Annotated in this window: 19 protein-coding genes and 2 pseudogenes; 8 read left to right on the top strand and 13 right to left on the bottom strand. The window is 64.4% G+C overall.

What is annotated here, in order from left to right:
- Positions 1 to 93 precede the first annotated feature (93 nt).
- Complete coding sequence (locus KY496_RS23010) at positions 94 to 1,194, top strand: aromatic ring-hydroxylating dioxygenase subunit alpha (RefSeq protein WP_219862618.1); 1,101 nt, start codon at positions 94 to 96, stop codon at positions 1,192 to 1,194.
- 83 nt (positions 1,195 to 1,277) lie between these two features.
- Positions 1,278 to 1,670 (top strand): annotated as a pseudogene (locus KY496_RS27495) (EamA family transporter); the annotation flags it as partial.
- Here the strand turns inward: KY496_RS27495 and KY496_RS27490 are convergent.
- Positions 1,622 to 1,753: pseudogene (locus tag KY496_RS27490) on the bottom strand (hypothetical protein); the annotation flags it as partial. The pseudogenes KY496_RS27495 and KY496_RS27490 sit on opposite strands and share 49 nt — an antisense overlap.
- Positions 1,754 to 2,214: 461 nt before the next feature.
- Between KY496_RS27490 and KY496_RS23000 the strand changes: the two are divergent.
- Positions 2,215 to 3,069 carry a sulfurtransferase gene (locus KY496_RS23000; protein WP_219862614.1) on the top strand — a complete coding sequence of 285 codons (855 nt, stop codon included), beginning with the start codon at positions 2,215 to 2,217 and terminating at the stop codon, positions 3,067 to 3,069.
- A gap of 36 nt (positions 3,070 to 3,105) precedes the next feature.
- Here KY496_RS23000 and KY496_RS22995 read toward each other — a convergent pair whose 3' ends face one another.
- Together KY496_RS22995 and KY496_RS22990 are read right to left on the bottom strand one after the other, a co-directional pair.
- A complete protein-coding gene (locus KY496_RS22995) occupies positions 3,106 to 3,840 on the bottom strand; it encodes a ZIP family metal transporter (protein WP_005668018.1) in 735 nt (244 codons plus the stop codon).
- A 163-nt stretch (positions 3,841 to 4,003) separates the two neighbouring features.
- Positions 4,004 to 4,888, bottom strand: coding sequence for a dienelactone hydrolase family protein (locus KY496_RS22990; RefSeq protein WP_219862612.1), 885 nt, complete (start codon positions 4,886 to 4,888; stop codon positions 4,004 to 4,006).
- Between the two features lie 138 nt (positions 4,889 to 5,026).
- Between KY496_RS22990 and KY496_RS22985 the strand changes: the two genes are divergently transcribed.
- Positions 5,027 to 6,040, top strand: a complete 1,014-nt coding sequence (locus tag KY496_RS22985; RefSeq protein WP_219862611.1) for a serine hydrolase — start codon at positions 5,027 to 5,029, stop codon at positions 6,038 to 6,040.
- 12 nt (positions 6,041 to 6,052) lie between these two features.
- On the opposite strand, the gene KY496_RS22980 is transcribed toward KY496_RS22985, so the two are convergent.
- Both KY496_RS22980 and polA read right to left on the bottom strand, forming a co-directional pair.
- Positions 6,053 to 6,319 (bottom strand): glutathione S-transferase N-terminal domain-containing protein, encoded by a 267-nt coding sequence (locus KY496_RS22980; protein WP_267877507.1) that lies wholly within the window; start codon positions 6,317 to 6,319, stop codon positions 6,053 to 6,055.
- A 79-nt stretch (positions 6,320 to 6,398) separates the two neighbouring features.
- Positions 6,399 to 9,170 carry a DNA polymerase I gene (polA, locus tag KY496_RS22975; protein WP_219865160.1) on the bottom strand — a complete coding sequence of 924 codons (2,772 nt, stop codon included), beginning with the start codon at positions 9,168 to 9,170 and terminating at the stop codon, positions 6,399 to 6,401.
- A gap of 200 nt (positions 9,171 to 9,370) precedes the next feature.
- On the opposite strand from polA, the gene KY496_RS22970 reads away from it, so the two are divergent.
- The 4 genes from KY496_RS22970 (at position 9,371) to KY496_RS22955 (ending at position 12,988) form a co-directional block, all read left to right on the top strand.
- Positions 9,371 to 9,874, top strand: a complete 504-nt coding sequence (locus KY496_RS22970; RefSeq protein ID WP_005668010.1) for a hypothetical protein — start codon at positions 9,371 to 9,373, stop codon at positions 9,872 to 9,874.
- Between the two features lie 61 nt (positions 9,875 to 9,935).
- The gene (locus KY496_RS22965) at positions 9,936 to 10,904 is read left to right on the top strand and encodes a homoserine kinase (protein ID WP_219862607.1); all 969 of its coding nucleotides are present in this window, start codon (positions 9,936 to 9,938) and stop codon (positions 10,902 to 10,904) included.
- On the top strand, positions 10,905 to 11,684 hold the full coding sequence (locus KY496_RS22960; RefSeq protein ID WP_005668006.1) for a BPSS1780 family membrane protein: 780 nt from the start codon (positions 10,905 to 10,907) through the stop codon (positions 11,682 to 11,684).
- A gap of 216 nt (positions 11,685 to 11,900) precedes the next feature.
- A protein-coding gene (locus KY496_RS22955) for an IS3 family transposase (protein ID WP_085986720.1) occupies positions 11,901 to 12,988 on the top strand; the annotation gives its coding sequence in 2 pieces (ribosomal slippage) (positions 11,901 to 12,153 and positions 12,153 to 12,988; 1,089 coding nt in all).
- A 48-nt stretch (positions 12,989 to 13,036) separates the two neighbouring features.
- On the opposite strand, the gene KY496_RS22950 is transcribed toward KY496_RS22955, so the two are convergent.
- The 8 genes from KY496_RS22950 to KY496_RS22915 all read right to left on the bottom strand — a co-directional run bounded on the left by KY496_RS22950 (position 13,037) and on the right by KY496_RS22915 (position 20,267).
- A complete protein-coding gene (locus tag KY496_RS22950; protein ID WP_219862606.1) occupies positions 13,037 to 13,210 on the bottom strand; it encodes a hypothetical protein in 174 nt (57 codons plus the stop codon).
- Entirely contained in the window at positions 13,207 to 13,671 is a 465-nt protein-coding gene (locus KY496_RS22945; RefSeq protein WP_219862604.1) for a hypothetical protein, read from the bottom strand. Before KY496_RS22945 ends, KY496_RS22950 begins: the two co-directional genes overlap by 4 nt.
- Entirely contained in the window at positions 13,671 to 14,162 is a 492-nt protein-coding gene (locus KY496_RS22940) for a type VI secretion system tube protein Hcp (RefSeq protein WP_219862602.1), read from the bottom strand. Before KY496_RS22940 ends, KY496_RS22945 begins: the two co-directional genes overlap by 1 nt.
- 347 nt (positions 14,163 to 14,509) lie before the next feature.
- Complete coding sequence (locus tag KY496_RS22935; protein ID WP_071360391.1) at positions 14,510 to 16,825, bottom strand: UvrD-helicase domain-containing protein; 2,316 nt, start codon at positions 16,823 to 16,825, stop codon at positions 14,510 to 14,512.
- An 83-nt stretch (positions 16,826 to 16,908) separates the two neighbouring features.
- Complete coding sequence (locus KY496_RS22930; protein ID WP_071360392.1) at positions 16,909 to 17,196, bottom strand: MSMEG_0570 family nitrogen starvation response protein; 288 nt, start codon at positions 17,194 to 17,196, stop codon at positions 16,909 to 16,911.
- A complete protein-coding gene (locus tag KY496_RS22925) occupies positions 17,189 to 18,178 on the bottom strand; it encodes a sll0787 family AIR synthase-like protein (RefSeq protein WP_219862600.1) in 990 nt (329 codons plus the stop codon). Before KY496_RS22925 ends, KY496_RS22930 begins: the two co-directional genes overlap by 8 nt.
- Complete coding sequence (locus KY496_RS22920; RefSeq protein ID WP_219862598.1) at positions 18,175 to 19,278, bottom strand: MSMEG_0568 family radical SAM protein; 1,104 nt, start codon at positions 19,276 to 19,278, stop codon at positions 18,175 to 18,177. Before KY496_RS22920 ends, KY496_RS22925 begins: the two co-directional genes overlap by 4 nt.
- The gene (locus KY496_RS22915) at positions 19,275 to 20,267 is read right to left on the bottom strand and encodes a Nit6803 family nitrilase (RefSeq protein ID WP_219862596.1); all 993 of its coding nucleotides are present in this window, start codon (positions 20,265 to 20,267) and stop codon (positions 19,275 to 19,277) included. Before KY496_RS22915 ends, KY496_RS22920 begins: the two co-directional genes overlap by 4 nt.
- Between the last annotated feature and the right edge of the window lie 20 nt (positions 20,268 to 20,287).

Genomic DNA, 20,287 nt, shown 5'->3' with positions numbered 1-20,287 from the left:
TCCGGTTCTGTCCGAAATACCGTATTCCTCTACTTAAATACTGGTCTTTGGATTCTTTCTCTTCTTTGGAAGCTTACTTAAAGGGGGGTTGGGATGTCCGATCTGGCTACCCACGCCAAGCTGGCGCGCTCGAACGCACAGCTTCCGGTAAATGTTTATTTTGACGACGCGCTCCTCAAGCGCGAGATGCAGCAACTGTTCCACAATGGCCCGCGCTACATCGGCCATGAATTGATGGTGCCGGAAACCGGGGACTTCGCGACGCTCGCCTCCGAACACGAAGGCCGCATGCTGGTGCGTAACGCGGGCGGCATCGAAGTGCTTTCCAACGTCTGCCGCCACCGCCAGGCGCTGATGTTCAATGGCCGCGGCAACGCGAAGAACATCGTGTGCCCGCTGCACCGCTGGACCTATGACCTGAAGGGCGAATTGATCGGCGCACCGCATTTCGCGGACACGCCGTGCCTGAACCTGTCCAGGACCCCGCTGCAGAACTGGAACGGCCTGCTGTTCGAACAGAACGGCTACAACGTGATGGAAAAGCTCGGCAAGCTGTCGGTGACGAAGGACCTCGACTTCTCGGGCTATATGTTCGACCACGTCGAGATCCACGAGTGCGACTACAACTGGAAGACCTTCATCGAGGTCTACCTGGAGGATTACCACGTCGAGCCGTTCCACCCGGGCCTGGGCAACTTCGTCTCGTGCGACGACCTGAAATGGGAATTCGGCAGCGACTACAGCGTGCAGACCGTGGGCGTGAACCGCGCGCTGCAGAAGGCCGGCTCGCCGGCCTATAAACGCTGGCAGGAGCAGGTGCTGAAGTTCAACAACGGCCAGCCGCCGAAGTACGGCGCGATCTGGCTGACGCTGTACCCGAACATCATGGTCGAGTGGTATCCGAACGTGCTGGTGGTGTCGACCCTGTGGCCGGACGGCCCGCAGAAGACCCGCAACGTGGTCGAGTTCTACTACCCCGAAGAGATCGTGCTGTTCGAGCGCGAATTCGTCGAGGCCGAGCGCGCCGCCTATATGGAAACGGCGGTCGAGGACGACGAGATCGGCCTGCGCATGGACGCCGGCCGCAAGATCCTGCTGGCGCGCGGCGTCAACGAGGTCGGTCCGTACCAGTCGCCCATGGAAGACGGCATGCAGCACTTCCATGAGTGGTATCGCAGCAGGATCACATTCTAACCTTCAAGTCGTAAAACCGGCGCCGCACTCCGGCGCCCGGACCGCGCGGCGCCAATGCCGCACGGTCCTTCACTGGAAATCCGATGGCTTCCCTCTGGATGTTGTACGCCAGCTTCGCGTTCACCGCCATGGGCGCGGGCGTGAAGCTGGCTTCCGAGTTCTATTCCACCTCCGAACTCCTGATGTACCGGGGCCTGATCGGCACCCTCATCCTGCTGTTCATGGTGCGCCGCCAGGGCGGCACCTTCAAGACGGATTTCGGCAAGGCCCACCTGTGGCGCAGCCTGGTCGGCGTGACCTCGCTGTGGCTGTGGTTCTTCGCGATCGGCCGCCTGCCGCTGGCCACCGCGATGACGCTCAACTACATGGCGCCGATCTGGATCGCGGCCGGGATGTTCGTCATGGGCTGGTGGACCAAGACCAAGCATGCCGAATGGCCGCTGGTGGTGGCGATCGCGTCCAGCTTCTTCGGCGTGACCATGGTGCTGCAGCCGGCGGTCGAGAGCAACCAGTGGCTGGGCGGCCTGGCCGGCGTGTGCTCGTCGATGATCTCGGCCATGGCCTATATGCAGGTGCGCAAGCTCGGCCAACTGGGCGAACCGGAATACCGCGTGGTGTTCTACTTCTCGCTGACCACGACCCTGGTCGGCCTCGTCGCCACCCTGGCCGGCGACGGCCCGCAAGGCGCCCTGTTCCATGCGCACACGGCCTACGGCTTCGTGCTGCTGCTGGGAATCGGCAGCGCCGCCCTGATCGCCCAGATGTGCATGACCCGCGCCTACCGCGTGGGCAAGGTGCTGGTGGTGGCCAACCTGCAGTACACCGGCATCGTGTTTTCCACCCTGTGGGGCCTGATCCTGTGGGGCGACGCCTTCGACTGGCATGTGTGGCTGGGCATCGGCGTGATCCTGCTCTCAGGACTGGCCGCGACGTTCTACAATACCCGCAAGACGGCGCGCGGCGCCGTCGTCAAGGACCAGGACCCCGTGGTCAGCGAATCGTAGAAGGAGACTTAACGCCATGTTCAAGACCCTGATTTCGGCCAGCCAGCTGGCCGCCCATATCGACGACCCGACATGGGTCGTGGTGGACTGCCGCCACGACCTGGTGAACCTCGCCGCCGGGCGCGAAGGCTATGCCGCCGGCCACCTGCCGAACGCGGTGTTCGCCGACATCGAGACCGTGCTGTCGGGCGCCAAGCGCGGGCCCGACGGCGTGTTCCTCGGCCGCCATCCGCTGCCGGAGAAGGAAGCGCTGGCGCAAGCCCTGCAGGCGTTCGGCATCGATGACGACACGCAAGTGGTCGCCTACGACGCCCACGGCGGCATGTTCGCGGCGCGCCTGTGGTGGCTGCTGCGCTGGCTGGGCCACGAGGCGGTGGCGGTGCTCGACGGCGGCATGGCGGCCTGGCAGGCGCTGGGCCAGCCCTTGTCGACCGAGACGCCCGCCAGGCCGCGCGGCAGCCTGAGCGTGCGCGCGCCCTTCGTGCCGACCGTGACGGTGCGCGAGGTGATGGACAACCTGGAAAGCGGCCAGCGCATCGTGATCGACGCCCGCGCGGCCGACCGCTTCCGCGGCGAGAACGAAACGATCGACCCGGTGGGCGGCCACATCCCGGGCGCCAGGAATCGCTTCTTCAAGGACAACCTGCAGGCCGACGGCCGCTTCAAGGCCCCGGAAGACCTGCGCGCGGAGTTCGGCGCCCTGGTCGACGATCCAGAGCGCGCCATCATGCAGTGCGGATCGGGCGTGACCGCCTGCCACAACCTGCTGGCGCTGGAAGTGGCGGGCATGCCGGGCGCCAGCCTGTATCCGGGATCGTGGAGCGAGTGGGTGGGCGACGCCTTGCGGCCGGTCGCGAAAGGCGCGGATTGAACGAAAAAAAGGGCTTCTTCGCGAAGCCCTTTTTCTTTAGAAGGCGTGCAGCGCCACCACGATCGCCACCCCGAGGGCGATCAGGAACACCTGCGGCACCGACTCCTTCAGGGTCGCGCGGCGCTGCATCTGCGGCATCAGGTCGCTCACCGCGATATAGATGAAGCCCGACGAGGCGAATACCAGCACGTAGGGAATCAGGCCGCTGGCCTGGTCCAGCGTGAAGTAGCCCAGCAGGCCGCCCGCCACCGCCAGCAGGCTGCACAGCAGGTTGAACACATAGGCGCGCAGGCGCGAGAAGCCGGCGTTGAGCAGCACGATGAAGTCGCCGATCTCTTGCGGGATTTCGTGGGCGACGATGGCCAGCGCGGTCACGATGCCCACTTCCGGGTCGGCCAGGAAGGCCGCCGCGATCAGGATGCCGTCGGTGAAGTTGTGCATGCCGTCGCCGAGCAGGATCATCCAGCCCGACTTGCCGGCCTCGCGCGCGTCATGGCCGTGGGCGTGGTGGTGTCCGTCGCCCTCGTGGTGGTGCGAATGGCGCAGCAGCGCCACCTTTTCCAGCAAGAAGAACGCCAGCAGGCCCGCCAGCAGGGTGGCGAACAGGCTCTTGATGTCGGCGCCCGATTCGAACGCTTCCGGCAGCGCGTGCAGCAGCGACGTCGCCAGCATGATGCCGACCGACAGGCTGACCATCTTTTCGACCACTTTCGACAGCAGGGCGAACGAGAAAAGCGCAGCCCCGGAAATGCTGACGACGCCGGCGATCACGGTCGCCAGCAGGATGGAACTCAGGGTCGGGTCGATAAGCGGGTCGATTTGAAAGCCTCTTGTTCTGTTCTTGCGACGATCCGCAAACCGGGCATTGTACCGCTCCCGGCCGGCGCTCGTCCAAGAGCCCGCCCAAAGCGGCAGGCTCGCGGGCTGTCACCCGTCAGGCGACGCCGTGCTTGCGGAACCACGCCAGCGCGCGGTTCCAGCCATCCTTGGCGTCAGCCTCGTTGTAGGTCGGGCGGTAGTCGGCGTGGAATGCGTGGTCGGCGTCCGGATACACGTGGATCGTCGAGCGGCTGTTGCCCTTTTCGAGGGCGGCCTGCATGCGCTTGACCGTGTCCAGCGGGATGCCGCCGTCCTTGCCGCCGTACAGGCCCAGCACCGGCACCTTGAGGTTCTGAGCCACGTCGATCGGGTGTTTCGGCGTGTTCGGGGTCGCCTCGCCCACCAGGCGGCCGTACCAGGCCACGCCCGCCTTGACGTCCAGGTTGTGCGCCGCGTACAGCCAGGTGATGCGTCCGCCCCAGCAGAAACCGGTGATCCCCAGTTTGGTGGTGTCGCCGCCACGCTGCTTGGCCCAGGCCACGACGGTGTCGAGGTCGGACATGACTTGCGCGTCCGGCGTTTTGGAGACGATGTTCTTGATCAGGTCCGGAATGGCCTCGACCTTGGTCGCGTCGCCCTGGCGCACGAACAGGTCGGGCGCGATCGCCATATAGCCCTGCTTGGCGAAGCGGCGCGCCACGTCCTTGATGTGCTCATGCACGCCGAAGATCTCGGACACCACCAGGATGACCGGGACGTTGGTCTTGCCGCGCGGCTGGGCGCGGTAGACGGGCACGTCCTGGCCTTCGATGACCAGGATGCTGTCAGCGGCGTCGAGGCCCTCGGCATCGGTCTGGATCCGGGTCTGCGCGACCACCGGCAGCGCGGCCGCGGCGAAACCGGTGCCGACCGCCGCCTTCAGGAAGTCGCGCCGCTTCACGCCGTCGTCGTAGGCGCTGGCGCCCAGCAGGCTGTGGGCATCGTTGACGAGATCTTTCATGGACATCCCCTTTCTGGTCAGAGTTGGACAGGCTTGCCAGTTTAGCATCGCTTGCGGCGACTGCACGCGCGGCACGGACGAGCGTCAGGCGGCTGAGCTTATACTTGTCGGCTCATAGTGGACAAGACAGGGATTTTCGTGCACCGGCTGGAAGACCATTTCACGCAACTGCAATCGACCTTACCGCCGGACGGCCCGGGCTTCAGCGCCGCCGTCCTGTGCGACGGCAAGGCCGTATTCGAGCTTCACCACGGCATGGCCTCGCTCGAACTGAAGGTGCCCTTGGGCTCCGACTCGGCGTATTACCTCGCCTCCGAATCCAAGCAGTTCACCGCCGCCTGCGTGCTGTCGCTGGTGCGCGCGGGCGCCATCGGGCTCGATGACGACGTTTGCATCCACCTGCCGGAACTGGCGAAGTTCGAACAACCCTTCCCGCTGCGCAGCCTGCTCAATCACAGCAGCGGCATCCCGGACTATTTCCAGTTCATCGAATCCCAGTTGTCGCGCCACGAGGCCGACTATTTCGACAACCGGATGATCCTGCAGGTGATCGCTCGTCTCGACACCGTCACCTTCCCCACGTCGACCGGATACCGCTACAGCAATAGCAACTACATCCTGCTTGCCACCCTGGTGGAGCGCCTGAGCGGCAGGTCGCTCGGCCGCTATGCGCGAGAAAAGCTGTTCGATCCGCTGGGAATGCGGCGCATCGCGTTCGACGAGGACCGCTTCAGTATCATCGAACACCGGGTCTTCAGCTATGAAGCCGATCGCGCGCGTCCCTTCGGCTACAAGCAGCACCTGGGCAATGCCAACACGGTTGGAGATGGCGGCGTCTACGCGAGCGTCAATGAACTGCTGCGCTGGGAAAAAGAATGGCATCGCCAATGGGCCGATCCAGCGAGTCTGTTGCGCGCGATGCTGCAGGCTTCGCCCTTGCTGGACGGTTCGGTGCCGGCTTACCGCTTCGGGCTGGAGGTGATCCAGCGCGCAGGCCATGACGTCGTATTCCACAGCGGCGGCCTGTGGGGATTCGACACGCTGATCCTCAGGATACCGGCCCACCGCATGTCGGTCATCCAGCTGGCGAACTGCGAGGCGGCGCAATCCGATATGGAAAAGATCGTGGCTGCCGCCCTTGATCAACAATGATCGGAACGGCGCCTACCTGGCCTGGTCGAACAGCAGCGGCATCTCGCCGTCGACTGCGAGCCGTTCCATATCGCTGCGCACCGCCGGCGGGAACTGTAGCCCGTCGACGATGCTCAGCGAACGCAGAATCGGCCACAGCTTGACGTCGCCGATGATCGGCACGGCCTTCTTGCCGACCAGGCGCGTGGGCGTCTCGGCATCGTCTTCCATGACGGCGATGATCTCGAAGGGCAGATTCTTCATGCCCAGGGCCAGCCGCGCGCGGCTGCAGAAGGGCAATGCTCGTCTATATAGAGTTTCAAGAGTCCCCCATGGACGATGTGCAGGCGCCTGGCCGCGTCCCTACATCAGTACGCTATCAGTGCGCCTCTTCCCAGTTCTTGCCGACACCGGTCTCGGCCAGCAGCGGCACGTCGAGCTTGGCCACACCCGCCATCAGCTCCGGCAGCTTGACCCGCACCAGTTCCAGCTCGCCTTCCGGCACCTCGAGCACCAGTTCGTCGTGCACCTGCATGATCATGCGGGTGCCCAGCTTCTCGTTCTCGATCCAGCCCTGCACCGCGATCATCGCCAGCTTGATCAGGTCGGCCGCCGTGCCCTGCATCGGCGCATTGATCGCCGCGCGTTCGGCGCCGGCGCGGCGCGGACCGTTCGGCGAATTGATCTCGGGCAGCCACAGGCGACGGCCGAACACGGTCTCGACGTAGCCGCGCGCCTTCGCTTCCAGGCGCGTGTTGTCCATGTACTGCTTCACGCCCGAGAAGCGCGCGAAATAGCGGTCGATGTAGCTCGAGGCGGCCGAACGCTCGATGCCCAGGTTCTGGGCCAGGCCGAAGGCGCTCATGCCATAGATCAGGCCAAAGTTGATCACCTTCGCGTAGCGGCGCTGCTCGCTCTGCACGTCGGCGGGCGGGATACCGAAGATCTCGGCGGCGGTGGCGCGGTGGATGTCCTCGCCGTCGGCGAAGGCTTTCAGCATCGCCGCGTCGCCCGAGATGTGCGCCATGATGCGCAGCTCGATTTGCGAATAGTCGGCCGAGACGATCACGTGGCCCGGGGCGGCGATGAAGGCCTCCCTGATGCGGCGGCCTTCGGCGTTGCGCACCGGGATGTTCTGCAGGTTCGGCTCGTTCGACGACAGGCGGCCGGTGATCGCCACCGCCTGGGCGTAGTTCGTGTGCACGCGGCCGGTGTTCGGGTTGACCATCTTCGGCAGCTTGTCGGTATAGGTCGACTTGAGCTTCGACATGCCGCGGTGCTCGAGCAGGATCTTCGGCAGCGGATAATCCTCGGCCAGCTTCTGCAGCACCTCTTCGTCGGTCGACGGCGCGCCGGTGGCGGTTTTCTTGATCACCGGCAGGCCAAGCTTGCCGAAGAAGATCTCGCCGATCTGTTTCGGCGAACCCAGGTTGAACGGGCCGCCGGCCGCTTCATAGGCCTGCTGCTCCAGTTCCATCATGCGCTTGCCCAGCTCGCCCGATTGCACGTCGAGCAGCGCGCTGTCGATCAACACGCCGTTGCGCTCGATCTTGTGCAGCACTTCCATGGTCGGCATCTCGATCTCGCGGTAGATGTAGGCGAGACCCTTGTCCTTCTCGACTTCCGGCAGCATGCTCTGGTGCAGGCGCAGGGTGATGTCCGAATCCTCGCCGGCATACTCGGTGGCGCGCGCCAGCTCGACCTGGTCGAAGCAGATCTGCTTGGCGCCCTTGCCGCACACGTCCACGTAGGGAATCGTGGTGTAGCCGAGGTGGCGCATCGCCATCGTGTCCATATCGTGCGGCTTGTGCGACTCGAACACATACGATTGCAGCAGCGTGTCGTGCACGATGCCGCGCAAAGCCACGCCATGGTTGGCGAAGATGTGCATATCGTACTTGAGGTTCTGGCCCACCTTCGGCTTGGCTGGATTCTCGAGCCAGCCGCGCATTTTTTCCAGCACGTGCTCGCGCGACAGCTGGTCCGGCGCGCCGGCGTAGCGGTGCGCCACCGGGATGTAGGCGCCCTTGCCCACTTCGACCGACAGCGAGATGCCGACCATCTCGGCCGCCATCGGGTCGAGCGAGGTGGTTTCGGTGTCCACCGAGGTCAGCTCGGCCGCATCGACCAGCGCCAGCCATTTGTCGAGCTGCTCGTCGGTCAGGATCGTTTCGTATTCACCCTTGATGACCGGCATGCCGGCCAGGGTCGCCGCGCCTTCCGGCGAGTTCAGCGGCCCGCCGCCCGGCGCGCTGCCGGCGGCCGGACGCACGCTGCCGTCGCCCGGCTTGGCGCCGCCCAGGTCGCGCAGCATGGTCTTGAAACCATAGCGCTGGAAAAAGTCGCGCAGCGCCTCGGCATCTTCCGGACGGCCGACCAGCGACTCTTCGAACGAGATCACGTGCTTGACCAGGTCGCAGTCGGTCTTGACGGTGATCAGTTCGCGCCCCTTCGGCAGCCATTCCAGGGCCGCCTGCAGGTTGGCGCCGACGGCGCCGCCGATGCTGGCCGCGTTCTCGATCACGCCATCCAGCGAGCCGTGCAGGGTGAGCCACTTGACGGCCGTCTTGGGGCCGCACTTGGCCACGCCCGGCACGTTGTCGACGGTGTCGCCGACCAGGGTCAGGTAGTCGATGATGCGGTTCGGCGGCACGCCGAACTTGGCCAGCACGCCGGCCTCGTCCATGCGCTCGTTGGTCATGGTATTGATCAGCATGACCTTGTCGTTGACCAGCTGGGCCAGGTCCTTGTCGCCGGTCGAGACCACGGTCTTCATGCCGCGCGCGGTGGCCTGCACCGCCAGGGTGCCGATCACGTCGTCCGCTTCGACACCATCCACCATCAGGATCGGCCAGCCCATGTAGCGCACCACTTCGTGGATCGGTTCGATCTGCTTGCCCAGGTCTTCCGGCATCGAGGCGCGCGTCGCCTTGTATTCGGGATACAGGTCGTCGCGGAAGGTCTTGCCCTTGGCATCGAAGACGCAGGCGATGTAGGCGGCCGGAAAATCGGCGCGCAGGCGGCGCAGCATATTGACCATGCCGTGCATGGCGCCGGTCGGGAAGCCGTCCGGGCTGCGCAGGTCGGGCAGCGCGTGGTAGGCGCGATAAAGATAACTGGAACCGTCAACGAGCAGCAGGGTATTGTCCATAAGGGGGGCGACATTCAGGAGTTCGGCAGGCGGCGCCATCGGTGGCGCCAGGGTAAGCGCCATTATCGCAGAATCCGCATCAGCAGCCGCGCCTGAGCTTCAAGGCACTTGCCCCTCTGTAAACATAAGGTTTTGGCACACTTTTCACTGGGCAGGGACGCTGTTTGCTACAATGGACTAAACGACATTAGGTGACCATCATGCTGCGCTCGACATCCCGCTTCGCCCTCCTGACGCTTTGCCTGCTCGCCGGCTCGGCCGCGGCCCAGCAGTCGGCGTTGCCTCCGACGCAACCGACGCCAACCCCGCCGCAGAACCAGCAGCGGCCCAGCGATGCGCCGCCCGAACTCGAACGCATCGAGCCGGGCAGCGACACGCCGGCGACCACGATTCCGCCACGCCAGCGCACCAAGATCACGGAGCGCCGCAGCAATGACGGCACGGTCACCCAGGTCGAGGTAGAAAGCGGCCCGAGCCGCTACACCATGAAGCCCAACGTTGCACCAGGTAACGCCCAACCCGGCGATGCCACCAGCAACAACATCCGTGCCCCACAATGGACGGTGATGGAATTCGACTTTGGCAATCCCAAGAAGCAGGACACAGCCGATCAGCCGGTCGCGCCGGCCCCCGCGCGTCCGGGCGTGCCCGCCCGCGCCGACGTGCCGCCGCCGCCCGCGCTGGAGCCGACCACCAAACAATGACCCCACCAGCCGCGGCGCTTGTGTCGCGGCGGCGGGTTCTCACCTTCTCTTTTGTTAGCACATGGCAGTATTTACCGCGGTCTCGCTGGATGACCTTCACCAGTGGATCAAGCAGTACCCGCTCGGCCAGGCCGTCGGGCTCGAAGGCATTTCATCCGGCATCGACAACAGCAATTTTTTCTTGAGTACCGCGCATGGTCCACGGTCTGGCGAGTATGTGCTCACGATCTTCGAGAACCTGCGCTTCGACCAGCTCCCCTTCTACGTCAAGCTGATGGCCCACCTGGCCGAACGCGGCATTCCGGTGCCGGCGCCGGTGCCGAACGCGGACGGCGAACTGGTGGTCGCGCTGCACGGCAAGCCGGCGATCATCGTCAGCCGCCTGCAAGGCAGCTCGCAGCTCGACCCGCAGCCGGTGCACTGCGCCGAAGTGGGTCGCATGCTGGCGCGCATGCACCTGGCGGCCCGGGATTTTACCCTGCATCAACCCAATTTGCGTGGCCTGGACTGGTGGGTGGAGACCGCGCCGGCCGTCCTGCCGTTCTTGAATGAAGCCGAAGCCGCGCTGCTGCGCAGCGAAGTGGCCTACCAGAGCGAGTTCGCCGCCGGCGCCACCTATGCGCAACTGGCGCGCGGGCCAGTGCACGCCGACCTGTTCCGCAACAACGTGATGTTCGAGGGCGAGCGCCTGAGCGGCTGCTTCGACTTTTATTTTGCCGGCGTCGACACCTGGCTGTACGACGTCGCCGTGACCGTCAACGACTGGTGCGTCGACCTGGCGACCGGCGTTCTTGACCAAGCACGGGTGCGTGCGCTGCTGGACGCCTACCATGAGGTGCGGCCATTTACCGCAGACGAACAAGCCGCCTGGCAGCCGATGCTGCGCGCCGGCGCGCTTCGCTTCTGGCTGTCGCGCCTGTATGATCTGCATCTTCCCCGTGCGGCCGAGCTGTTGACGCCGCACGATCCGACCCATTTCGAACGCATCCTGCGCGAGCGCATCGCTTGCCCGGCGCCGAATTTGCCCTAAATGAACAATTTGCCTGCTATCACCGGCTGGATCTGGCTCAAACGCGGCGCCAGCCTGTTCCGTCAACAACCCGCGGCCCTCACCACGCTGCTGTTCGCCAACATCCTCATCAGCATCCTGATCAGCTCCGTGCCGCTGCTGGGACCGATGGTGGCGGTGGTCCTGATTCCGTCGTTCTCGATGGCTTTCATGATGGGTTGCTCGATGATCGAGAGCGGGCAGCGCGTCTCGCCCGCGGTGCTGCTGACGGGATTCCGCAAGCCGGTATTCCGCGAATTGTGCAAGGTCGGGGTGGTCTACCTGGCCGTGTCGCTGGTGCTGGCGCTGATCACCCGCCTCGCCGTCGATGAAACGTTCTGGGAGCAGGTCCGGGCCCAGGGCACGACCGGCACTCCGGCCGTGCTGGCGGGATCGGACGTGCTGGCGATGTTCCTGATCTTTGCGGTCGACGTCGCGGCGCTGATCTCGCTGTGCTTCGCCGCCCCGCTCACCTACTGGCAAAAGATGCCGCCGTTCAAGGCCGTGTTCTACAGCTTCTTTGCGGTGAAACGCAGCGCCGGCGTGTTCCTGGTCTTGCTGCTGGCCTGGTTCGCGATCTTCTTCGCGGTGTGCATGGTGATCGCCATGCTACTAGGCGGAAACAATATCGCGCGGGTGGTGATCATGTGGGTGATCTTCCTGTTCATCCTGCTGCTGCAGTGCGCGATGTATGCGGGGTATCGGGAGATTTTCGGCAAGCCGGATACGGCGCCGGCGGACAAGGTCAGCCTCGAGAAATAAACCGGCATGGCAAGAGACCGATGAGAAGACTCAGCGGTGGAGCTGGAGCGGGAAGCTGCTTGTAAGGCTTCCTATCGCACCAAGAAGAGCGTATCCCTCAGGTTCTTATACGACACAAATTTGATCGTTCAGAGCCTGCTGCTTATTCGGTAATCCCCCCACAAAAAGAGCGCGTTCAGAAGTAGAATTTTCTACTTAAGACACAGAAAGCTCTACATGAAGACGTCCCGCTTTACCGACAGCCAGATTATCGCCATCCTCAAGCAAGCCGAAGCCGGTAGCCCGGTGCCAGAGCTGTGCCGCGAGCACGGCATCAGCAACGCCACGTTCTACAAGTGGCGCTCCAAATTCGGCGGAATGGACGCCTCGTTGATGGCACGCATGAAGGAGTTGGAAGAGGAAAACCGGCGGCTCAAGAAGATGTACGTCGAGGAGCGCCTCAAGGCAGAGATCGTCGCGGAGGCGCTCACAAAAAAATGGTAGCGCCATCTCAGCGGCGGGAGATGGCGCAATGGGCCGTAACGGAGCGGGCAGCCACGGTCAAGCTGGCGTGCAAAGCGTTTGGCATCAGCCAGACCTGCTACCGCTACAAGGCCAAGCTGGATGCGGAAAACGTCCTCATCGCGGACTGGCTGGTGCGACTGACGAACAACCAGCGCAACTGGGGCTTCGGGCTGTGCTTCCTGTATCTGCGCAACGTCAAGGGCTTCAGATGGAACCACAAGCGCGTCTACAGGATTTACCGCGAGCTCGAGCTGAATCTGCGGATCAAGCCGCGTCATCGTCTGGTACGTGAAAAGCCGCTGCCGCTGGCGGTGCCGCTCGCGATCAATCAGAGCTGGTCGATGGACTTCATGCACGACCAGCTCGCCGACGGGCGGAGCATCCGTTTGTTCAACGTCATCGATGATTTCAACCGCGAGGGCTTGGGGATCGAAGTCGATTTCTCGCTGCCGTCCGAGCGCGTGATACGCTCGCTCGACCGGATCATCGAATGGCGCGGCAAACCGGAAGCCATCCGCTGCGACAACGGCCCTGAATACATCAGCGCGGTGACTTTGGCGTGGGCTGCAAAACGCGGCATCCGCATCGATTTCATCCAGCCAGGACAACCGCAACAGAACGCCTACGTCGAGCGATACAACAGGACCGTGCGTTACGATTGGCTTGCGCATCACCTGTTCGAGACGCTCGAAGAGATCCAGGAATTTGCTACCAACTGGTTGTGGACCTACAATCACGACCGGCCCAACATGGCACTCGGCGGTATCACGCCAAAACAGAAATTGGCACTGGCCGCTTAGCCTCTACTTTTAGCGTGCTCTAAAAATGGGGGGATTACCATTCTATCCCTACCGTCTGCGTCCACGCGCTCTTACCAGTATCCAAGTGGCGATTCCTGCGCCGGCAAATGACAGAACAATGATGTTGAGAGCCGTTTCGACGTACATTTTGGCCGGAAGCGCCAGATAGACAAGAACAGCTACTATCAAGGCAACGCCGAGAGATATGAGGGTTGTTTTCATACAAAAGGCTCCAGGGTTGGGCAGTTGAGATACATCCCTGCATCACTATCTCCAGCTCGCACAACCTCCTCTACAAATGATACGCAGTTGTTTGGCAACACAAGCCAGCGCCACTGTTTAGCAAGCAATTCCTCCAGTTTCCGATGCGCCCCGGCAGGGTTGGGAATCTTGATGATCCAGCGGCGAATTTCACGTTTGGCGTTCTCTTTCAAATACCGCTTGAACCCATCCTCTCGCATGAATTTCGGCAAGTCGTTCTTGCCCGCTACGTGGAAGTACCAGTCACCGCCGGTGTGCAGAAGTGCATGACCACAGACGTTAATACCGTCACCTGACACGATGACAGCGCAGGTGTGTGAAAACTCGGGTGGCTTGATAGGGCAGACCACCATTATCTCGCCTGTGTATGGTTCCACCTTGTCTGCGTTCGCCTGGATCGCACTGTTGGTAGCCCTACCCATTAGCACACCTTATTGGCGGAGCAATCCCAACCGCCGCTCGTGTTGCCTTGCGTACCGCCCCGTATACTCTGACGCAGGTAGTTCCATTTGATCTTGGCATAGGCGACGTGTACGCGCTCTACAATGGTTCCACTCTCGCCGCTGTTAGGCGTGATGTCAGACAGCATCAGGTTCTCAAGCTCGATCTTGAAGTAAGGGATAGGCTTGCCGTCACCGTCAGCACGCATGAATTCGAAGGTGGCCTTCGGAATGGTTTTGCCTGCCGCGCAGGTCTGGAGCAGAACGGGTGAGGCGATATCGGCTAGTTTCGTGAAGCTGAGTGGGAACAGCTCTGCTCGCCCGCTGGTGTGGCCCCCGGCTGTGGACATCGATTCAGCTCTCGGCTGATGGATTGCGTACATTACGTTCGATACCTCTATCCAGTCCTTGTGCTTATCGTCCGTGGACTCTCCCGTGATGCCTTCGATCTTCAGGTACACATCGTTCGCCATTTCGTTCTCCGTTGCAAATTCAACAATTGGTGAACGATTCTTGCTCGAGCTTGCTGTGAAGGCGTTAGCAATTGTCACGCGTTGAAGCGGCACAGATCAATCAAGCTGAATCCGGGATGAGGAACAGGGAAAACAGCGCGTCGCGCGCTGCGCTGAAACGGCTGGGAAGCGGCCATATCGCGCCGTCCACTTCAGCGGATGAGTGAAGTACCCATGAGACGGTCACCGGCATCGTACAGGCGTACGACAAGAGTCGCACATGTGTACGAGAAGATGGTCAAGTGAACCGGCGAGCACACAAAGACATGCGCCGGCCGGCAGGCTTGATCTGGTGAAAGATCGTCAGCTCAGCGCCCGATCTTCTCCAGCTTCGCGATCGACAGGTCCAGCACCTTCATCCCGGCCGAACCGAAATTGATCTGGGCCCGCGCCGCGCCGGCGCCGCCTTCGATATTGACGATCACGCCCTCGCCGAACTTGGCGTGCGACACCGATTCACCCACCCGCCAGCCGGTGCCATTGCCCGATTTCTGCGTGATCTGCTGCGCGATCTTGTTGTCGCTGCCGCCTTCGCGGAACTTGGCGTCGTCCCAGGCCGTCGTCTGCTTGCGGCCAGCGAACCAGGCGGTCTGCACGCGCGGCGACAGCCACTTGAGCGCTTCTTCGGGCAACTCGTCGAAGAAGCGCGACTTCATGTTGAAGCGGGTCTGGCCGTGCAGCATGCGCTGCTGGGTAAAGCTCATGTACAGGCGCCGGCGCGCGCGCGTGATCGCTACGTACATCAGGCGCCGCTCTTCGTCCACACCCTCGGCTTCGCGCGCGCTGCTCTCGTGCGGGAACAGGCCTTCTTCGAGGCCGGTGATGAACACCGCGTCGAATTCCAGGCCCTTGGCCGAGTGCACCGTCATCAGCTGCAATGCCTCTTGCCCGGCCTGGGCCTGGGCATCGCCCGCCTCGAGCGAGGCATGCGACAGGAAGGCGGACAAGGGCGACATCACGGTCGGCAGCGGCGCGCCGCCGTCGATGACCTCGATGCCGTCCTGGTACACCACCGCCTCGCCGGCCTGGGCCTGGGACGGCGGGCCGAGGTGGGCCGGCGCGCCGATGCCGAAGCCTTCTTCTTGCACGAACTGGGTCGCGGCGTTGACCATCTGCTCCAGGTTCTCGATGCGGTCGGCGCCTTCTTTCTCGTTGGCGTAGTGCGTGAGCAGGGTGCTGCGCTCGAGCACCACGCGCACCAGCTCGGGCAGCGGCAATTGCTGGGTCTCGAAACGCGCGCCTTCGATCAGTTTCACGAACGCGCCCAGCGAGGTGCCGGCCTTGCCCGACATATAGGGCACGGCCGCGTACAGCGAAATGCCGTAGCTGTCGGCCGCCATCTGCAGCTGCTCGATCGAGCGCGCGCCGATGCCGCGGGTGGGGAAGTTCACCACGCGCAGGAAGGCCGAATCGTTGTGCGGATTATCCATCAGCTGCAGGTAGGCGATGGCGTGCTTGACCTCGGCGCGCTGGAAGTAGCGCAGGCCGCCGTACACGGTGTACGGCAGGCCGGCGGCGAACAGCGCGTGCTCGATCACCCGGCTCTGGGCATTGCTGCGGTACAGGATGGCGATCTCGTTGCGCGGCATGCCCTCGTTCATGAGGCTTTTCGCCTCTTCGATGATCCACTGCGCTTCTTCGAGGTCGGACGAGGCCTCGTACACGCGCACCGGCTCGCCCTGGCCCGCATCCGTGCGCAGGTTCTTGCCCAGGCGCTTGGTGTTATTGGCGATCAGGTAGTTGGCGCTGTCGAGGATGTGGCCGTGCGAGCGGTAGTTCTGCTCCAGCTTGATCAGGTTCTTGACCTGGTAGTCGCGCTCGAAGGCCGACATATTGCCGACGTTGGCGCCGCGGAAGGCATAGATGCTCTGGTCGTCGTCGCCGACGGCGAAGATGGCGCCGCCGCCGGTCTCGCCCTGCCCCGCCAGCAATTTCAGCAGGTTGTATTGCAGGTCATTGGTATCCTGGAACTCGTCGACGAGGATGTGGCGGAAACGCATCTGGTAGTGATGGCGCAGCGGGCCATTGCGCGCCAGCAGTTCATAAGAACGCAACAGCAGCTCGGCGAAATCGACCACGCCCTCGCGCTGGCACTGTTGGTCGTACAACTCATACAACTCGACCATGCGGCGCTCGATCGGGTCATACGCCTCGACCTGCGAGGCGCGCAGGCCCTGGTCCTTGGCGTTGTTGATGAAGTACATCAGGTTCTTGGCCGGATACTTCTCGTCGTCGACGTTGTGCGCCTTGAGCATGCGCTTGATCAGCGACAGCTGGTCTTGCGAGTCGAGGATCTGGAAAGTCTGCGGCAGCGCGGCGTCGCGGTAGTGCGTGCGCAGCAGCCGGTTGCACAGGCCGTGGAAGGTGCCGATCCACATGCCGCGCGTATTAATCGGCAGCATGGCCGACAAACGCGTGAGCATCTCCTTCGCCGCCTTGTTCGTGAACGTCACCGCCATGATGCCGGCCGGCGACACCTGGTTGGTCTGGATCAGCCAGGCAATGCGCGTGGTCAGCACGCGCGTCTTGCCGGAACCGGCGCCGGCAAGGATCAGCGCGCTCTGCGAAGGCAGTGTAACCGCGGCAAGTTGTTCGGGATTGAGGTTGTGAAGAAGGGTCTGCATCCGGCCATTATACCGCCGCGATTTACTGTATGCCCATCCAGTTCGCGCCGCCGCAACGTTTGCCGGCTGCGCTCAGGGCGCGCTCAAGGTGAAAACCGCTCGACCCGCACGACCGCGTCGCCATCGCCCTCGAAAGCTGCGGCCTTCGTCTCGATGCGCGCCAGCTGGTCCATGGCCGACGAGCAGGCGAAACCATATTTGGCGCGCACCCGCTCACTGGCGGCGCCCAGCCCGCGGCGGCTACGCGCCACGAACTCGGCCAGCGCATACGGCGTGCCGGCGTCCAGGTGTTCCTTGATGGCCGTCGACGGCGAATAGCAGTCGTCGGTGCTGGCATCCGGCCAGCGGACCAGAAAACGTACTTCAGGCATGGTTTGCTCCCCTATCGCGTTCTTCACTGCAGCCGATGAAGGCTTCCCGTTCGAAATCCCACAGCGTGACCCGTTCGGCGCCGCGCCGCAGCGTGACGGCGCTGCCAGGTTCCGTGCGGCCGATCGCGGCGCAGGCGATGCGGCGCGCCGCGAAGCGCGCCAGCACGGCGTCCAGGTGCTCGTCGGCGACGCTGAGCAGGAAGCCATAGCTGGGGAAGACGCCCAGCCAGCGCGCCAGGTCGACGCCGTCCGGGCGCGGCACCAGGTCGACGTCGATGACGGCGCCGATGCCCGAGCATTCGAGCAGCATCAGCGCCGTCCCGACCACGCCCGCCATGCTGATGTCCTTGGCCGCCGCTGCCAGGCCGTCCTCGGCCAGCGCCGGCAGGAGCTCGAGGTCGGCGCGCAGGCGCTCCGGCGGCGCGCCGAGGCTCGCGTTCCAGTAGGCATACGGCTCCTGGAAGCGGCCGCGCAGGTCGATCGCGGCGACCAGGTGCTGGCCTGGTCGCGCATCGAAGCTGGTGAGCAGGCGCCGCGCGCGGCCGACGATGGCGACCGACAGCTGTTCGCGGTCGGTGCGCCGGTTGCTGTGGCCACCGACGATGGGAACACCATACGCAAGGGAGGCCGCCGCCATCCCCTCCAGCACCGGCGTGGCGGCGTCGCCGCCGCGGCTCCACAGCGCATCCACGACGGCGGTGGGCCGTCCGCCCATGGCATAGATGTCGCTCACGTTGACCATCACGCCGCAATAGCCGGCGAACCAGGGTTCGCGCTCGACGAATTCGTTCAGGAAGCCTTCGATCGCGAACAGCAGGTAGCCGTCGCCGTCGGGGATCGCCGCGCAATCGTCGCCGATGGCGACGCCGCTGGGCGCGGCCCCGCGCAGGGCCGGCAGCACGCCCTCGATGTCGCGCTTGTGCGCGAAGCCGGGACTCGCGCGCAGGGATGCGGCCAACGCTTCCAGTGTGGAGTCGCTCATGCCGCCGGCCGCTTTTCGTAGGTGGACAGTGTCGAGCAGGCGCCGCAGCGTCCGCAACCCGCCTTGATGTCGGCCGCGCGCAGATTGCCGCGCTCGAGGATCCCGGCCAGCGGCGCCAGGACGGCGCGCATGAAGGCGGCGTCGGGCGCCGGATGGTCTTCGAGCGGGGTGCCGGTGACGGGCACGAACGGCACCACGAAGGGATACACGCCCATGTCCACCAGACGCTCGCTCATGGCGAGGATCGCCTCCGGCGTGTCGCCCAGCCCGGCCAGGATGTAGGTGCTGACCTGGCCCGGGCCGAACACCGCGACCGCCGCCTCGAAGGCGCTGAAATAGCGCTTGAGCGGCACGCTCGCCTTGCCCGGCATGATGCGCGCGCGCACCGCCGGCGTCACAGCTTCCAGGTGCATGCCCAATGAATCGACGCCGGCATCGCGCATGCGCCGGAACCACGCGTCGTCGTCGGGCGGCTCGCACTGGCCCTGGATCGGCAGGTCCACCGCCGCCTTGACCGCGAACGCGCTCTCGCACAGGATCTGCGCGCCACGATCGGTCGCGTTCGGCGTGCCGGTGGTCATGACCATGTGCTTCACGCCGTCGAGCAGCACCGCGGCGCGCGCCACCTCGGCCAGCTGTTCCGGCGTCTTGCGCAGGATCGTGCGGCCGGCCGCCAGCGACTGGCCGATCGCGCAGAACTGGCAGGACTTGCGCCGGCTTTCGTAGCGGATGCAGCTTTGCAGGACCGTGGTCGCCAGCACGTCGGCGCCGTGCAGGGTGGCGATCTTCGAGTACGGCACGCCATCGTAGGTCTGCAGCTTGTAGAAGCGCGGCTGGCGCGGGAAGGACACCACGGCCAGCTCGACCCCGTCGCGCACGATGCGCGTCGAGCCGTCGGCGCGCGGCGCGGCGACGTAGGGCGAGCTCCAGGCGCCCGCCGTGTGCACCGGGATCATCACCGTGTGGCCGTCGATCGTGACCGCCTTGTGGTCGGTCGGGCCGGCGCCGCCGCGCCGGCTCGGCGCGCCGACGCTGGTGTCGCCCAGCCGCAGTCCGACCGACTGCAGCTCGGCAATCAACTGCTGGTTCATGGGGTTCATGGCTGCTCCAGTGGTTGGGAAGAAGGTTCCGCGCCGCGCGTTGCCATCGCCTGGACCTGCGATTGCATGGGAGACGCCTGGCGCGGATCGATCATGAGGCTCAGGAGTTCGGGCCGCGCGTAGTGGCCCACCGAATCCATCATGCGCTTGCGTTTCGTGATCAGGGCCAGGTCCAGGTCGGCCACGACCATGCCTTCGCCGCTGCGCAGCGGCTCGGCCAGCAACTTGCCTTCGGGCGAGACGATGGCGGTGCAGCAGCCGCCGCGCAGCGCCTTGCGGCGCTCCGGGTCCGGCGTGATCGCCTCGACCTGGGCGTCGGTGAGCCAGCCGGTGGCGTTCACGACGAAGCAGCCCGATTCCAGCGCATGGTGGCGGATGGTCACTTCCATCTGGTCGGCGAAGACCTGCCCCACCATCGAGCCGGGAAACTGGGCGGCATGGATTTCCTCGTGCTGCGCCATCAGCGCGTAGCGCGCCAGCGGGTTGTAGTGCTCCCAGCAGGCCAGCGCGCCGAGGCGGCCGACCGCGCTGTCCACCACCTTCAGGCCGCTGGCGTCGCCCTGGCCCCAGACCATGCGCTCGTGGTAGGTCGGCGTGATCTTGCGCCGCTTGAGGATCAACTCGCCGTCGGCGTCGAACACCAGCTGCGTGTTGTACAGCGAGCCGTGGTCGCGCTCGTTTACGCCGAGCACCACGACGATGCCGTGGCGCCGCGCCGCGGCGCCGACGGCGTGGGTCACCGGACCCGGCACCGCCACCGCGCGCTCGTACAACAGCAAGTGCTCGGGACCTTGCTCGAAGGGCGGCCGGATGAAGGAGAAATAAGGATAGTAGGGCACGAAGGTCTCCGGGAACACCGCCAGTTGCGCGCCCCGCGACGCGGCCTCGGCGATGGCGTCGCAGACCTTCGCGACGGTGCCGTCGGCGCTGTCCAGGCTTGGTGCGATCTGCACCGCCGCCGCCCTGACCACCCTGTTCGCTTGGTTCATGATGCCGCCCTCCTGTCGCC

This window comes from Massilia sp. NP310 (genome assembly GCF_019443485.1).
GTDB lineage: Bacteria > Pseudomonadota > Gammaproteobacteria > Burkholderiales > Burkholderiaceae_D > Telluria > Telluria timonae.
The sequence above is the reverse complement of the archived record's forward strand: the minus strand, read 5'-3'. Positions and strand labels throughout refer to the sequence as shown.

Coding starts and splice junctions, on each gene's coding strand:
- KY496_RS23010 (WP_219862618.1), top strand. CDS start 94: ATGTCCGATCTGGCTACCCACGCCAAGCTGGCGCGCTCGAACGCACAG.
- KY496_RS23000 (WP_219862614.1), top strand. CDS start 2,215: ATGTTCAAGACCCTGATTTCGGCCAGCCAGCTGGCCGCCCATATCGAC.
- KY496_RS22990 (WP_219862612.1), bottom strand. CDS start 4,888: ATGAAAGATCTCGTCAACGATGCCCACAGCCTGCTGGGCGCCAGCGCC.
- polA (WP_219865160.1), bottom strand. CDS start 9,170: ATGGACAATACCCTGCTGCTCGTTGACGGTTCCAGTTATCTTTATCGC.
- KY496_RS22970 (WP_005668010.1), top strand. CDS start 9,371: ATGCTGCGCTCGACATCCCGCTTCGCCCTCCTGACGCTTTGCCTGCTC.
- KY496_RS22965 (WP_219862607.1), top strand. CDS start 9,936: ATGGCAGTATTTACCGCGGTCTCGCTGGATGACCTTCACCAGTGGATC.
- KY496_RS22960 (WP_005668006.1), top strand. CDS start 10,905: ATGAACAATTTGCCTGCTATCACCGGCTGGATCTGGCTCAAACGCGGC.
- KY496_RS22950 (WP_219862606.1), bottom strand. CDS start 13,210: ATGAAAACAACCCTCATATCTCTCGGCGTTGCCTTGATAGTAGCTGTT.
- KY496_RS22945 (WP_219862604.1), bottom strand. CDS start 13,671: ATGGGTAGGGCTACCAACAGTGCGATCCAGGCGAACGCAGACAAGGTG.
- KY496_RS22940 (WP_219862602.1), bottom strand. CDS start 14,162: ATGGCGAACGATGTGTACCTGAAGATCGAAGGCATCACGGGAGAGTCC.
- KY496_RS22935 (WP_071360391.1), bottom strand. CDS start 16,825: ATGCAGACCCTTCTTCACAACCTCAATCCCGAACAACTTGCCGCGGTT.
- KY496_RS22930 (WP_071360392.1), bottom strand. CDS start 17,196: ATGCCTGAAGTACGTTTTCTGGTCCGCTGGCCGGATGCCAGCACCGAC.
- KY496_RS22925 (WP_219862600.1), bottom strand. CDS start 18,178: ATGAGCGACTCCACACTGGAAGCGTTGGCCGCATCCCTGCGCGCGAGT.
- KY496_RS22920 (WP_219862598.1), bottom strand. CDS start 19,278: ATGAACCCCATGAACCAGCAGTTGATTGCCGAGCTGCAGTCGGTCGGA.
- KY496_RS22915 (WP_219862596.1), bottom strand. CDS start 20,267: ATGAACCAAGCGAACAGGGTGGTCAGGGCGGCGGCGGTGCAGATCGCA.